Genomic DNA, 13,788 nt, shown 5'->3' with positions numbered 1-13,788 from the left:
ATGGCATATGAAGATGAAACGAAGACGGCGATATTGGCGCGGATGCTCGCAGCGTCCGACCCTACGCTTGATCAGCGGCAAGGATCGCCGACGTTCGATCTACTCTCGCCAGCCGCGATGGAACTCGCGCAAGCTTACGCAGAACTCGATAATGCGCTACGGTGGGGATTCGTAAACGCGGACGGAACCGGCGCATATGGCGCGTACTTGGATCTGCGTGCGGGCGAACTCGGTTTAACACGGAAGGCAGCGGTCAAGGCAGTCGGCTCCGTTACGTTTACGGGACCAAACGGGACAGTCATTCCGATAGGTACGCAGGTATCGACGGGTAATGTCTACTTCGTCACAACGGCGGCAGGTACGACTGCGTCCGGAACCGTCACGGTAACAGCGGAGGCTCTCGTAGGAAGCGCAGCCGGCAACGTAACCATAGGCGCGATTAACCTCGTAGCCGGTCCGTTAGTCGGTATCGTTTCCGTTACGAACGCGGCAACGTTTAACGGAGGCGCCGATACGGAATCCGACGCTGATTTAACAGCGCGCTATTTCGAACGAGCCCGCAAGCCTGCTACGTCCGGAAACGCGAATCAGTACCGGCAATGGGCGCTGGAAATCGCGGGGATATCCGACGCGAAAGTATTTCCGTTATGGAACGGACTTCTAACCGTTAAAGTCGCGCTGCTCGATACGGATAAACGCGCACCGGTTAGCGGCAAGGTTGCGGAAGTCGCCGCTTATATCGAAACGGTCCGCCCGATAGGCGCAACGGTTTCTATCGTAGCCGCAACGGAATTCGCGATTAACGTAACTGGAACGTTCACGCTGGCGGCCGGTTATACACTAACGCAGGCGCGCGCGCAGATACTAGCGGGGCTTACCGCGTATCTCAAAACGCTGGCTTTCACCGATGCGACCGTCCGTTATACGCAGATCGCTAACGTAGTCTTAAATACGGCGGCGGTCGATGATTATAGCGGACTAACCGTGAATGGTGGGGCGGTCAACGTAGTGATAGCGGCTGGAAGCGTAGCAATCGCCGGAACCGTTACATGATCGGGGGTATAACGCAATGAGAACATACGAAATCATCCGCGCAGACATGGGCGGTTATTTGCCGTTGTATTACGCGGACTCGGCGGCTGTTAAGAACCTACTCGACCGCGAAAGTACGGAAGTCGCCGCTTTGAACGCGGACATCTACGGTGTTTTAGCGCAGTTCTCCATCGATACAGCAACGTGGGGGCTTACGTATTGGGAGCGCGTATTAGGCATCGTCACGGACGAATCGAAGCCGATTGGGCAGCGGCGCGGTGTTATCAAATCGTTGCTACGCGGACAAGGAACGGTTACGGCGGAATCACTCCGGAATGTAGCGGAATCGTTCGTCAACGGTACGGTTGAAATCATCGAGCAGAATACGCGCGGTACCGTGCTCGTCCGTTTTATCGATGAGCGCGGCGTACCGGCGAATCTAGCGGACGTGAAGCGCGCAATCAAGGAGATTATACCGGCTCATTTACGCGTCATATTCGGATTTACTTACGTGAGTTGGGCGGATATTGAGGCGCGTGGAATGACGTTTAATACACTCGGCGGTTATACGTGGGACGGACTACAGCCGTTATTCTCGCTTCCTTGGGCGGAATTGGACGATGCGTCAATGACGTGGAGCGAGATCGGCGTGTATCGGTGGGACGAAATACAGGCGGTTAGTTTATAACGAGAGGATGGCGCTAATGTCTACGAATAAAACAGCGAATCTCAATTTGCATAGCTGGACGGGAACTGATTACGTATTGCGGACGGAGTTTAACGAGAACTTCGATAAAATCGACGCGGTGCTTCCGTATAGTGCATTGTCCAGACAAGCAATCATAAACGGAAACTTTGACGCATGGCAGCGAGGAACAACATTAACAAATCCATCAAGTGTCGCTTACTTAGCTGATAGGTGGAAAATATCTCAAGCTACAGGAGGAGGCACATTTCCAACTAATGTGGTGCACTCCAGACAAACTCTTACACCGGGAGATATAGACAAATCGTTCTTTTTTTACCGGATCGCGCCGGACGGAGCTGGTGCTATTGGTGCATCTTCATTTTATCAATTAGCTCAACCAATAGAAAACGGTACGAGATATATGTGTGGGGCATCCAAAAAAGTTGCGATAAGTTTTTACGCAAGGAGCTCAATTGCGAACAAGAGGATGGGTATTGATCTTTTGCAAAATTATGGTACAGGAGGTTCGCCTTCGGCTCAGGAAGTAATTAACGGAACAAATTTCATACTCACAAGTACGTGGCAGAAATTCACCTTCACATTCACAACGAACACGCTTGCTGGTAAAACCTTCGGAACAAACAATGACGATTACCTGACATTTGAGCTTTGGAACGTTTGGGGCGCCTCGTTACAGTCGAGAGTTGGTGCGTCTACGGCTGAAGGATTTGGTGCAGCAGGAACCATTGATATTGCGCAAGTCCAGTTATGTTCGGGTGACGTAGCGCTTCCGTTTCAACCTCGAAATTTTGCCGACGAGTTGACGTTATGTCAACGGTATTACGAAAAAAGCTACAGTTATACAAATGTTCCTGCAACGATAACGCAAGGGGGAGCCATATTAAATACTACGGTAGATAATACAAACGTGGGAATTGTTTATACTACCATTCCTTTTAAAGTAAGGAAACGCGGAACACCTACGGTCACAATTTATGGCACGGATAGCGGGGCTGCAAATACCGTAAGTGATGGAGCCTCGGATAAAACAATTGCGTCGGGGTCAGTAGCAAATCCGTTCGAGACAAGCTTTCAGCAGAATTATGCCTTGACAGGTGCCACAACAACACTTAGGCGTTTCCATTTTACAGCAGATGCTGAAATCTAGGGAGGATATTATGGGCGAATATAAACACTACATCCGCATAAATGAGAACAGCCTAATTATTAAGCGTTTTTCAAGCGCCTTCGAACAGCCAGAGGGCGGCGACATTTGTGTTAACGAGGACGGCGGACGCCATTACAATGATCCGGTTACGAATGAGCGCGGACAATATGACCGGCAATGGATCTACGAGGAAGATGGCCCGCGCAGTCAGACCGATTTGGACGCAGAGTGGGACACTAGGCCTCCTGCGCCGCCTACGCCCGAACAGGTGAGCGAACAACGTATTGCGGATCTCGAAATGGCGATTGCCGACATATTTGCGAATGGGGGCGTTATTTAATGGCTACTACAGCGATGGCAGCGTATAAGATCCGTATTATCGCGAACGCATGTATCACGCGCTACAACAACGGAGAAGCAGCGGACTTGAAAACGATACTGGACGTAAATTACGCAAGCTTGGCGCAAGATGACCGCGCTGCAGTAATCGTATATGTAGCGCAGATTCGTCCGGACATTCCGTATGAAGTAACGGAGGCGACCGCTTAATGACGTCAAACATAACGCAAACAACGGTAAACTTCGGCGCTAGTTTCCTCGGCGTCGCTATTTCGTATGCGTTCGGAGCGTGGTCCGCGCTACTCGGATTCTTTCTACTCGCGGTTGTCGCCGATATTCTAACGGGCGTTGCCGCAAGCTTGTACGAAAAGCGCGGTCTATCTTCAGCGGTTAGTTCCGCCGGACTACTCAAAAAAGCGCTAATGTTTCTCGCAATCATAATCGCGCATAGGATGGACATTTTACTCGATACGGATATCGTAATGGTCGGCGCGGTTTACTTCTATATCGCGAACGAGCTAGTTAGCATAACCGAAAATTACGGACGCTGCGGACTTCCATTACCGGATAGCGTACGTAAAGTAATCGCGGTTCTTAAGGATCGCGGGAAGACGGAGGGATGACGGATGAACTACGAAATCATCTGGAAGGGTAACGAGCATACGAACTCGTCGTCGCGCAGCGGTTATATACCGTTCGTCAACGTTTGCCACATCTCCGCCGGTACGATGGCGTCAATGGATTCGTGGTTTACGTCTGCAGGTAATACGGGATCCTCCGCACACTTCGGCGTATCGAAGACCGGCGCGATTCACCAATACGTAGACATCCGGCGCATGGCGTGGGCTAACGGAATCGGCGCGTTAGAGATTGCCGCATCGTTGACGCCGGTCGTACACGATAATCTCGGAGTGAATCCGAATCTCTATTCCGTATCGATCGAACACGAAGGCATGGACGGTAATTTAACGGAGGCTCAATTCCGCGCGAGCGCGTGGCTGCACCGCTATATACGCGATGAGGTCGTGCGGATTTACGGGACGACCGCCTATTACGTTTTGGACGAGTACCACGTTATCGGACATCGCGATATATCGAAGGGGAAGCCGGCGTGTCCTGGCGCATACTTTCCATTCGTACGGCTGTACGCAGAACTGGCGGGAGTATTGGCGGGTGTAACGAGCGAAACGGAGGAGGATGAAACGAATATGCCGATGAAACTCGAACAGTGGCAGTGGGACATGTTGTATACGGTGATGGGCGCGGCCTATAATACGGACCAACTCGGATGGGACTGGATGCAGAAAGTCGTTGATAAGACGCTGACGGCTTCGGAGCTGGCGTTCTTGAATACGGTGCTTGACGGTCGTATCGATCGGAATATCGCGATATAAGATGAGGCGTTCGTTTGCGGGAAAGATTCCGTTGGCGAGCGCCTTTTTTACGTTATGGGACGATTGACCCTTGACTAATACGCGTAAGGACCGGTTATAATAGGAACAAATGTTCTTATAAATACGGAGGTATCACGTATGAAAAAACCGAATAAAACGGACGACGCATCGAATCTGCGTTGGTCATCGTCGCGATTCATGATTCCGCAACATATCGAGGCGCTGAACGAATACGCGCGGAGGAATACGTTAATCACGCGTCCTAATTTAGCGGAGGATGAGATAACGTACATAGACGGGCTCCTACGGTCCGCGCGCGCGTCAGTACTACCGGTTACGATAACGGTGTTTAACGAAGTAGAGAACGAAGTAATTACCGGCTACATTACGGAAATTGATACGTACAAGAAGCGGATTGGGATCGGAGAAAGCGGTGCGGGCGGCGAAGGTTGGCGTTGGGTTGCGATAGAGGACGTAGTAGCAGCGGAGTTGACTGAAACCTTTTCGTGGTGAAAACGTAGATTACGTTATATAATGAGGGAAAATGTGGAAACGTGAAGGAGTGCGTTAGATGGACGTTAAGGACGTGAAGAAGGACGAGCCAGATATGACTGGAGGTAGTCCGGATGTGTCGGCGAAATCGAATAAGAACGTAGTGGTGTTCGCGATAATCGCCGCGATTATTATTGCGTTAGTATACTTCGCTACGAGCCCGGCTATGAATAAGCCAGCGTCGAGCGGGACGTCAGTAAGCTCGGAACAATATATGAAAACCAACGGACTGATGAGCGTCGATTACGCGGCGTTTGATAAATCGTATAAAGCAATGACCGATATTCAGCAGAAGGAGTACCTAAAGACACTCGGTAACCCCTTGGTAGAATGGACAGGATTTGTTCATAACGTGACCGAGACAGAGGTGTACGTAGGAGTCGCAGGTGCCACATTCCGGAACTTTGACGCTGAGGTATCCGAGGATCAAAAATCTATCTTGCCTACGCTGAAAAAAGAAGAGAAAATAACGATAAGAGGTACGCTAGTACGAAGGGGCTTATTGACTGATTGGGTAATACGCGATGCCAAGATAATAAAATAACGCAGCCATATAACGCCAGCTTATCGGTCATGTACGTATTCCTACGTACTCTACAACCGGTAGCTGGCGTTTTTTGCGTTCTATATTGACATCGCGTAAATGTCCGTGTTATATTTATTCTCGCGGTTACGAAGCACGCACGTCTAAAATAAAGCGCGGTCATACGCAAGCTACCGATTAGCCTTTCGGAAGCCTTACGTCAGCCAAACGAAAATGGAAGTGCGCGGTAATCCGAATATAACGCGGAGCAAAACGATGTAAACCCGCGCCATACAAGCGGTCATGGCGGAATTGGCAGACGCGCACGGTTCAGGTCCGTGTGGGCTAACCCCCCGTGGAGGTTCGAGTCCTCTTGACCGCATCTTATTTTTTGAAATGTCACGAAACCATTTGCTTCCTTTTAGGAGGCAGATGGTTTTTTGATTTCGGTAAATATGAAAGAAAGCACCTGTGGCGGCTTGACTCGATTTTTGCGGATAGCTATAATGTTACATAGGCAAATAACGGTATTTTAGGGCTAAAAGCAGGAAGATTGGCTACTAAGTACGCAGCGGGAGTTATTCACGACATTTCTTGCAAGCACCCCGTCCTGGGGTGCTTTATTGTATACGTGAGGGAAACGCTAAGGGATATGCAGCAGGCTGGGAAGGGGTAAATCATTCATGAATTACAAGCAGTTATTAGCATCACAATTGGAAGGAAAGCTGGAGGGGGTAGATACAGGAGCCATCGCCGACCTGATCGAATATCCACCTAACCCACAGATGGGGGATTTATCGATGCCTTGCTTCAGGCTAAGCAAGCAGCTGCGCAAAGCGCCGCAGGCCATTGCCGAAGGGCTGGCGGCAAGCTGGCAGGAGCATCCGGCAGTATTGAGGGTTGAAGCGATTTCTGGCTATTTTAATGTATTCCTTCAGCCGGGGCATGTCGCTTCGAGTGTGATCGGCGAGATCCTGGAGCAAAATGAGCGTTATGGCTCGCAAAATATTGGACAAGGCCGCAATATTGTGATCGATTTCTCATCGCCTAATATTGCCAAAACCTTCCATATTGGGCATTTACGTTCCACGATGATCGGTAATGCGATTTATAAGATCCATGAGTTTCTGGGCTACAACTGTATCGGTATTAATCATTTGGGCGATTGGGGCACACAATTCGGCAAGCTGATCGTGGCGTACAAGCAGTGGGGAGAAGAGTCCACGGTGGAAGCAGAAGGCATTGGCGAGCTGCAGCGCTTATATATTAAATTTCATGACGAAGCCGAGCAGAAGCCGGAGCTAGAAGACGAGGCACGTTCGATGTTTGTCCAGTTGGAGCAGGGCGACGAGGAAGCGATCAAGCTGTGGAAATGGTTTGTTGCGATTAGCTTGAAGGAATTCGAAAAAATGTACGAGCTGCTTGGCGTGTCGTTTGATTCGTATACAGGCGAAAGCTTTTATAATGATAAAATGGCAGCCATTGTCGAGGAGCTGAAAGAAAAGAAGCTGCTCGAAGAGGACGAAGGCGCGCAATTGGTGCGATTGGATGCATTTAATATGCCCCCAGCGTTGATGCTCAAAAAAGACGGCGGCACGCTTTACCACACACGGGATGTGACGGCGGCTGTTTATCGGCAGCAAACGTATGATTTTGAAAAGTGTATTTATGTGACGGATGCCGGCCAAAGCCTCCATTTCCAGCAATGGTTCAAAGTGATCGAGCTGATGGGATACGGCTGGCATGATAAGCTGGTGCATGTGCCTTTTGGCAAGGTTAGCCTTGAAGGGGCGAAGCTGTCAACACGCAAGGGCAATGTGGTTCGTTTGGAAGAGCTGTTGACTCTAGCTATTGAGAAAACAAAGGAAATTATTGAACAAAAAAATCCCAATCTGGAAAATAAGGCGGAGACGGCGCAGGAGGTTGGCGTAGGCGCAATTATTTTCAGCGATTTAAGCAACAACCGTGTTAAGGATATCGTGTTCTCCTGGGAGGACGCCTTAAACTTTGAGGGCGAGACTGGGCCATATGTGCAATATACCCATGCCAGAGCGAGCAGCGTGCTGCGTAAGGCAGGGGATCGGGTAGCTGGGGAGCAATTGCCGCTTAAGCTAAACGAGCAGGATGCAGCCTTGTTGGACCAGCCAACAGAGCAAGCGCTGCTGAAGCAGCTGTATTACTTCAAAGAACGGCTGGAGCAAGCGATGCAAAAGCTGGAGCCATCGATTGTGAGCCGTTATTTGGTCGATTTGGCGCAAAGCTTTAACCGCTTTTATCATGAATGCCCCATTCTCGTCGAGGATGCTGCGCTTCGCCAGGCAAGGCTGGCAGTGGTGAGAAGCACGCAAATTACGATCCATAATGGGCTGGCATTGATCGGCCTGAAGGCACCGGAAAAAATGTAAGCTTGCCTGCCTCTATGTAAGCTGTAGAATGCAAATAAGCCAAGCTGGAAATAAGCAAAGAGCCTGCTTGGAAAAAGGAATGGGTTTCACCCATTGCCTTCGCCCGAGCGAGGCTCTTTTTTAATTCAGATCATTTAGCTATGATTAATAAAGGGTGCGCCATAAATAAAAGGTGGCATAGGACTCCCAATTGGTCCAAGTCGACGATAGCTGGCGAATTTCTGCCAAGGTGGGCTTATTTTCTGCTCCCGTGAGATGTTTAATCGCATTATGCAGGCCAACGTCAGCAATCGGGAAAGCAGCAGGGAATCTCAGGCAGCGCATCAGCACGTAGTTGGCTGTCCAAGGGCCGATTCCGCGTATATCCACCAGCAGCTTTTCAGCTTCTTTATAATCCTTTAAATCGAGTAACAGCTGCTTGCTGAGGCTGCCGCCGCTAACCAATTGGGCAACCCCAATTAAGTATTCCGATTTTCTGGCACTCATCTGCAGGCTGGTCAGGTCGCTGACCGTAAGGCTTGCAATGGTTTGCGGAGAGGGGAACAGCCAATATTTGTGGTGGTTCCATTCTACATATTCGCCGTAGGCTTCCACAAAACGTTTTTTTAATGTATAGGCATAAGATAAATTGATTTGTTGCCCAATAATTCCCCAGCATAAGGCCTCAAAAAAATCGGTAATCCCCATATTGCGCAGGCCATAGAACTGCTTGATCACCTGCTTCAGCAGCGGATCCTGGCTTGCCATTTCATAAAATAAAGTTAAATCGGTATCCAGATCAAACCATTCTCTTACATATTGGATCACCATGCTTCGGGTCGGCTCATCCGAGCTTGCAGGTAGTTCATCTCCACGATAATGTATAAGCAAATTGCTGTCATCGTTGCAGCTAATTTCGATAAGCAGTGGTTTATCCACTTGCGGAATGAGCTTGTAAATTTTGTGATCGGCAACCTGAAACATGCATTCCTTGGGCGAACGCGACAAATAATTAATATTTTCTGCAAAGCTAAAGGGCTTTGGAACGGCAATTTCGATCATTCCTTACATCTCCTCTTGATTCATCCACATAGGTTCGTTATTCATCGCCTATCCCGCTCAAACTCATAGTTGTATCATACTGGATTTTAGGATGATTTTGTAGGAAAAAGTATAGAAAGTATGAAAAGTATAAAGCTGGCTACACTAATTATGGAGGTGGTGACTTGGCTCAGGGCATCGAATGGATTAAATTTATTACGGAGAAGCTTTTGCATTATGTAGAAACGCCTAAGAAGGAGCGTTTGCAAACAAGAGCGATTAAGAAAAAATCACGGGAGCCTTGGCAATATCGTTGGTTCGGGATGCTGCCCGTGGCGATTACGATGTGGGTAAAAGGTGTATATCAAAAAAAATGAAAAGCTTCTTTCCGCTATAAGCGATCGTAGTAATCGCTTACAGTCGGACAGGAAGCTTTTCTATGTGGAGGAGGAGAGAAACCAGTAGTTAACGGTAAAGCTTGCCGAAGCGAGCAACAGCGGCATAAGGAATAGCGCGTTGTCCATCCTGCTCCAGCTTGAGAAATATCCCATCGTTGCTCCATCGTTGAAAACCGATAACGGGAAGGGCGATAAACACTTGACCATGATACAGCTCTAATAGCAACGTAATCCTGTGCTTTAATTGAAGCTCTGCCTCAAGCTCTGCGAAGGATGCAAACACTGCTGGGTTTCCCTGTAACCAGGGTAGCTTACCATAAGGGTTGAAATCGGGAAGCTCTAGGCTTTGTTTTAATATATGCTCAGGATATAAAGAAGTGACTATGGATGCTGCGCCTAAGGAATTATTTTTTGGCTGGCTGAGGTCCAAAGTGGGGAGCTGTTCGCCTGTTTTTGCATCAATATAATAGGAATTGCCATCGGCTTGTATGATCCAAACTGCCAGCATGGGGGCGGCATACCAACGTTCAGCTGTGTAAGAGGTATGGATAAGTTCAAGCTGTACCAAAGCTTGGTACAACGTGTGTAAGCTGAAGAGCGGCTTGCCGCCGCTGCCATATTCAGTGAGCTGGTACTTGTCCGGTATCTGGGGATCTGCGGCATGGATGACCATATAACCAATGTCCTTGCCACCTGCTTGGATCAGCACGATCCAACCATGTGTACCGGGGCCTAGTGGATAACTGCTCCATGTGGCTTGCTTCCAAGCGGTGTAGCCTGGTTCCCCTGCTAGATGCTGCATCCATTGCTGTACAGCCTCGGACAAGGAAGCAGAAGTAAGCGTATTGTCCGATTCAGGAAGACCGGGAGCGACGGTGGCAGTGGCTACAGGTGCAGGAGACATGGCTGCGGACGAGAACAATGCAGGCAATGCAAGGCACCCGCATAATAATAACAATGTAGTCCAAAGCTGAGGCTTGTCCATCATTCACCTTCTTTCTTAGGTAAAGCTAATTGCCAGTTCCTAGGTTGAGTTCGTGTATATATTGTACCGAATAGGCGCCGAGAAATTTGTTACAACCTGTATCCAATAAAAAAATTGTTTGTTTCCCATTTTGTGGTTACATAGCGCATAACGTCAGTTGTTGGGCTGGCTTCCGCTACGCAAATGAAAAAGACCACAGTTGATGACGGATATGACGATCCTTGGCTGATACTGCCATTCGATTTCTTGCTTGCGGTTCCTATATTGATCTGAAATCTCTTGCTTACGTTCTAGCTCTACCGATTGCAGCAGAGGCTCATAATAGCTGCTAATCCGCTCGATTTCTTCCAGAAGCCGGCTGCCCGCTTCTTCTGCCCAGTGATGGTCAATCTCTCTTAATCGCTGCTCCAAATAAGCCTCTAGATAAATAACAGCGCGTGCCAGCGTGATTTGATCGGGAACTATAAACACCTGGGCGGGGAGGCGTGGGGTAAGCTGCTTGTTTAGCAGCAGATTTTGAAATTGGCTGCGAATTTCGCCCGTCCCCAGTTGGATGCCAAGCGAATGGATTTCGCTGCGCTTCATATCACAGGCCATATCAACTTTGAAATTGACCTGCAGCCAGTTTTCATAGGCAATAGTAGAAGATGAACGCTGCTGCTGCTGGGGAGTTTGTTCATACAAGTGAACAAAGCGCCCTTTACTGCGCACCACATCAAAGAGCTGCAGCAGCCGACGGCTACCAAAGGTGACCTCATCCTTCGCGATGCGCGTGGTGATTTGGGTGGGCACGAAACCAAAGTAGCGCCCAAGGATACTGTCAGGTGCCTGCTGTGCGGCTGTGGCAGGAGGTGCAGCGCCTGCTGGCGCAGTTGCGGGAGCGCTTAGGCCGTAGGGCTGCGCACCTGCGGGAGGGGTACCGCCCGTGGCGAAGGGCTGCGCATCTGCGGGAGGGGTACCGCCCGTGGCGAAGGGCTGCGCATCTGCGGGAGAGGCAACAGCTGCCCCGGGATGCAGCTGTTGCCCCGCTGGCGCTTGCGCAGGCTGTGTGGCAGCCTTATGCGCCTCAGGGTCAAAGACAAAGGTGCAAACGAGCGTCTCCGGAGTGATCCCTGTACGCTCGACAAAGCTCCAATAATAAGGCCGATACGTTAATTCTTTATCGGCAGATGGAGACAGCTTGGCAGTCACATAGGCAGGGTGCTTCTCCAGAATGTCACATTGCTCTGCATGGAGAAAACGCATAACAAAGGTTTCGATCTGTTCGCGCTTCATGGGGACACCTGTGCATCCGTATCGACTGGTTGTCCAAGCGAATCAAGAAGCTCAGCTAATTGGGCGGCAACCTCATCGATATGGGGATGGCTGGGGTCAATACCCTGTCCGGCCCCAGCTCCATGAGGCTGGGACTGACCCGTAAGGTCTGTTCCATGCATAGGCAGGTTCCCGTATACCCGCTCCTGCTGTTTTTTCTGCTGCGATACCTCAGTACGGATATTGGAGATAGACTTACCCAATTCATCCATTTGGCGGCGAATTTCTTCAGCGCTGCGGGATGCGAGTACCATTTTGGCAAGATGATTTTCCAACGATTGTGTTTTCTCCAAACGCTCTAGGATCGTGTCCAGCTCACCGATGACCAGCTCAAACATATTAATTTTTTCATGCAATAGCGACAAAATGTATTGCTCTATTGTGCCTTCTGTTGCCAAATTGTAAATGTGTACATCATGGGTTTGCCCTAAGCGATGGACACGCCCGATTCGTTGCTCGACCCGCATAGGGTTCCAGGGTAAATCAAAGTTGATCATATGGTGGCAAAATTGCAAATTGATTCCCTCGCCTCCGGCTTCTGTCGCTACGAGAATTTGCGCGCGATTGCGGAACAAATCCATCATCCAATCCTTTTTCCCTCGGTTCATCCCGCCTCTGTAGGGCACGGCAGAAAATCCGTGTTCTTTTAAATAATTGATTAAATATTCTTGCGAAGCCCTATATTCAGTGAAGATAATAACCTTATCATTAATTTCTTTCACCAGCTCAATCGTTGCCTCTGCCTTTGTATTTGCTTTAATACTTCGGATTAACTCAACAAGCTCCCAAATGCGTGGGCGAAGTGGAGACTCCTCTGGTGTTTTTTTGAACATATTCACTAAGGTAATAAACACGGCATCGCGGCTGCTGCAAACCTCCCGCTGAAGCGTTACCAGTGATAAGGCGCTGCTGAAATCGCCTCCGGATTCTTCAAAACGTCCCTGCACGAAGGCAGTTACCCCATCATAGAGCGCTTGCTCTTGTGGAGAGAGCTTTAGTGTTAGGTTGCGGACGATCCGTTTGGTGAAATGAATATTGCCATCGCTGCGGCGGTTACGGATCATCACCTTGGATAGCTCGTATTGCAGCTGGCCTTCGTTTTTGGGTATACGTTTATCGACCACATAATTAGCTTGAAAGTTGCCTTGCCCACCCAACTGCCCCGGCTTTAGCAGGTTTATCAGGTTGTATAGCTCCTTGAGGTCATTCTGCACAGGTGTTGCGGTCAGCAGCAGGCAATATTTTTTGCGCAGCTCCGTTACGAACTGGTAGTTGGTCGTTTTTTTATTTTTTAGCTTATGGGCTTCGTCAATGATAACCATGTCATATTCCAAACCAAGGACGATATCCCGGTGGGGGTCACGTTTGGCTGTATCCATTGAGGCTACAACGATGTCGCATTGCTGCCAGACGTAAGCTTTTTTCTGGGCAACAGCGGGTATGGCAAATTTCTGGTTTAGCTCGCGCACCCATTGCAGCACCAAAGATGCGGGAACGAGAATAAGCACTTTTTTGACAAGGCCTCGAATGATATATTCCTTTAAAATAAGCCCTGCTTCAATCGTTTTGCCCAAACCTACCTCATCTGCTAAAATAGCTCTGCCACGCATTTCGGTCAGCACTTTTTTGGCGGTATCGATTTGGTGCTCCATGGGGATCAAATTCGGAAGATGGACAAGGCATTGCAGTTCATCAAAACTTGCGATCAAGCTCGCCTGCTCCGCCTCATAGGCAAGCTGGTATAACGTCCAATCATCCCAAGGGCCGTTGCGCATCGCTTTGTTATGCAGCTCCTCAAACCATTCGCGTCCAAAATGCAGCTGAACGTGCTCGTTGAAGGGGCGTATATGTTCCTTAGGGGTTGTTTGCATAGCTGCTGCCGCTCCTTTCATGGCTTCATTGGGGAAAGACCTATTCAATCCGTATTCCTCAACTAGTATGGACGAAAAGAAGCTCTTTCATAACCGAAT

General features: G+C 49.3%; 15 protein-coding genes and 1 tRNA gene. 12 read left to right on the top strand and 4 right to left on the bottom strand.

Annotated elements, in window-relative coordinates; genetic code table 11:
* The 11 genes from G9U52_RS14890 to argS all read left to right on the top strand — a co-directional run bounded on the left by G9U52_RS14890 (position 1) and on the right by argS (position 8,101).
* Positions 1 to 1,053, top strand: coding sequence for a baseplate J/gp47 family protein (locus G9U52_RS14890; protein ID WP_166150870.1), 1,053 nt, complete (start codon positions 1 to 3; stop codon positions 1,051 to 1,053).
* Between the two features lie 16 nt (positions 1,054 to 1,069).
* Positions 1,070 to 1,720 (top strand): putative phage tail protein, encoded by a 651-nt coding sequence (locus G9U52_RS14885; protein WP_166150868.1) that lies wholly within the window; start codon positions 1,070 to 1,072, stop codon positions 1,718 to 1,720.
* A 16-nt stretch (positions 1,721 to 1,736) separates the two neighbouring features.
* Positions 1,737 to 2,888 (top strand): hypothetical protein, encoded by a 1,152-nt coding sequence (locus G9U52_RS14880; protein ID WP_166150866.1) that lies wholly within the window; start codon positions 1,737 to 1,739, stop codon positions 2,886 to 2,888.
* Positions 2,875 to 3,228 carry a hypothetical protein gene (locus G9U52_RS14875; RefSeq protein WP_243767351.1) on the top strand — a complete coding sequence of 118 codons (354 nt, stop codon included), beginning with the start codon at positions 2,875 to 2,877 and terminating at the stop codon, positions 3,226 to 3,228. Before G9U52_RS14880 ends, G9U52_RS14875 begins: the two co-directional genes overlap by 14 nt.
* Positions 3,228 to 3,437: a hypothetical protein gene (locus G9U52_RS14870; protein WP_166150864.1), complete on the top strand. Its 210-nt coding sequence runs from the start codon at positions 3,228 to 3,230 to the stop codon at positions 3,435 to 3,437. Before G9U52_RS14875 ends, G9U52_RS14870 begins: the two co-directional genes overlap by 1 nt.
* Entirely contained in the window at positions 3,437 to 3,850 is a 414-nt protein-coding gene (locus G9U52_RS14865; protein ID WP_166150862.1) for a phage holin family protein, read from the top strand. Before G9U52_RS14870 ends, G9U52_RS14865 begins: the two co-directional genes overlap by 1 nt.
* 3 nt (positions 3,851 to 3,853) lie before the next feature.
* The gene (locus G9U52_RS14860) at positions 3,854 to 4,621 is read left to right on the top strand and encodes an N-acetylmuramoyl-L-alanine amidase (protein ID WP_166150860.1); all 768 of its coding nucleotides are present in this window, start codon (positions 3,854 to 3,856) and stop codon (positions 4,619 to 4,621) included.
* A 198-nt stretch (positions 4,622 to 4,819) separates the two neighbouring features.
* Positions 4,820 to 5,134, top strand: coding sequence for a YolD-like family protein (locus tag G9U52_RS14855; protein ID WP_166150859.1), 315 nt, complete (start codon positions 4,820 to 4,822; stop codon positions 5,132 to 5,134).
* A 58-nt stretch (positions 5,135 to 5,192) separates the two neighbouring features.
* Positions 5,193 to 5,717, top strand: a complete 525-nt coding sequence (locus tag G9U52_RS14850) for a hypothetical protein (RefSeq protein WP_166150857.1) — start codon at positions 5,193 to 5,195, stop codon at positions 5,715 to 5,717.
* Positions 5,718 to 5,993: 276 nt separating this feature from the next.
* Positions 5,994 to 6,078 (top strand) — tRNA-Leu (locus G9U52_RS14845).
* Between the two features lie 301 nt (positions 6,079 to 6,379).
* Positions 6,380 to 8,101: an arginine--tRNA ligase gene (gene argS, locus G9U52_RS14840; protein ID WP_166150855.1), complete on the top strand. Its 1,722-nt coding sequence runs from the start codon at positions 6,380 to 6,382 to the stop codon at positions 8,099 to 8,101.
* A gap of 144 nt (positions 8,102 to 8,245) precedes the next feature.
* Here argS and G9U52_RS14835 read toward each other — a convergent pair whose 3' ends face one another.
* Positions 8,246 to 9,142 carry a DNA-3-methyladenine glycosylase family protein gene (locus G9U52_RS14835; RefSeq protein WP_166150854.1) on the bottom strand — a complete coding sequence of 299 codons (897 nt, stop codon included), beginning with the start codon at positions 9,140 to 9,142 and terminating at the stop codon, positions 8,246 to 8,248.
* Between the two features lie 164 nt (positions 9,143 to 9,306).
* Between G9U52_RS14835 and G9U52_RS14830 the strand changes: the two genes are divergently transcribed.
* Positions 9,307 to 9,498: a YqzE family protein gene (locus G9U52_RS14830; RefSeq protein WP_166150852.1), complete on the top strand. Its 192-nt coding sequence runs from the start codon at positions 9,307 to 9,309 to the stop codon at positions 9,496 to 9,498.
* Positions 9,499 to 9,586: 88 nt separating this feature from the next.
* Here the strand turns inward: G9U52_RS14830 and G9U52_RS14825 are convergent, their stop codons facing one another.
* The 3 genes from G9U52_RS14825 to G9U52_RS14815 all read right to left on the bottom strand — a co-directional run bounded on the left by G9U52_RS14825 (position 9,587) and on the right by G9U52_RS14815 (position 13,710).
* The gene (locus tag G9U52_RS14825; RefSeq protein ID WP_166150850.1) at positions 9,587 to 10,507 is read right to left on the bottom strand and encodes a hypothetical protein; all 921 of its coding nucleotides are present in this window, start codon (positions 10,505 to 10,507) and stop codon (positions 9,587 to 9,589) included.
* Positions 10,508 to 10,657: 150 nt separating this feature from the next.
* Positions 10,658 to 11,779 (bottom strand): YqhG family protein, encoded by a 1,122-nt coding sequence (locus G9U52_RS14820; RefSeq protein ID WP_166150848.1) that lies wholly within the window; start codon positions 11,777 to 11,779, stop codon positions 10,658 to 10,660.
* Positions 11,776 to 13,710 (bottom strand): DEAD/DEAH box helicase, encoded by a 1,935-nt coding sequence (locus tag G9U52_RS14815; RefSeq protein ID WP_375790258.1) that lies wholly within the window; start codon positions 13,708 to 13,710, stop codon positions 11,776 to 11,778. Before G9U52_RS14815 ends, G9U52_RS14820 begins: the two co-directional genes overlap by 4 nt.
* Between the last annotated feature and the right edge of the window lie 78 nt (positions 13,711 to 13,788).

The organism is Paenibacillus agricola (assembly GCF_011440305.1).
GTDB lineage: Bacteria > Bacillota > Bacilli > Paenibacillales > NBRC-103111 > Paenibacillus_S > Paenibacillus_S agricola.
Note: the sequence above shows the minus strand (reverse complement) of the source record. Positions and strands in the feature narration are given on the sequence as shown.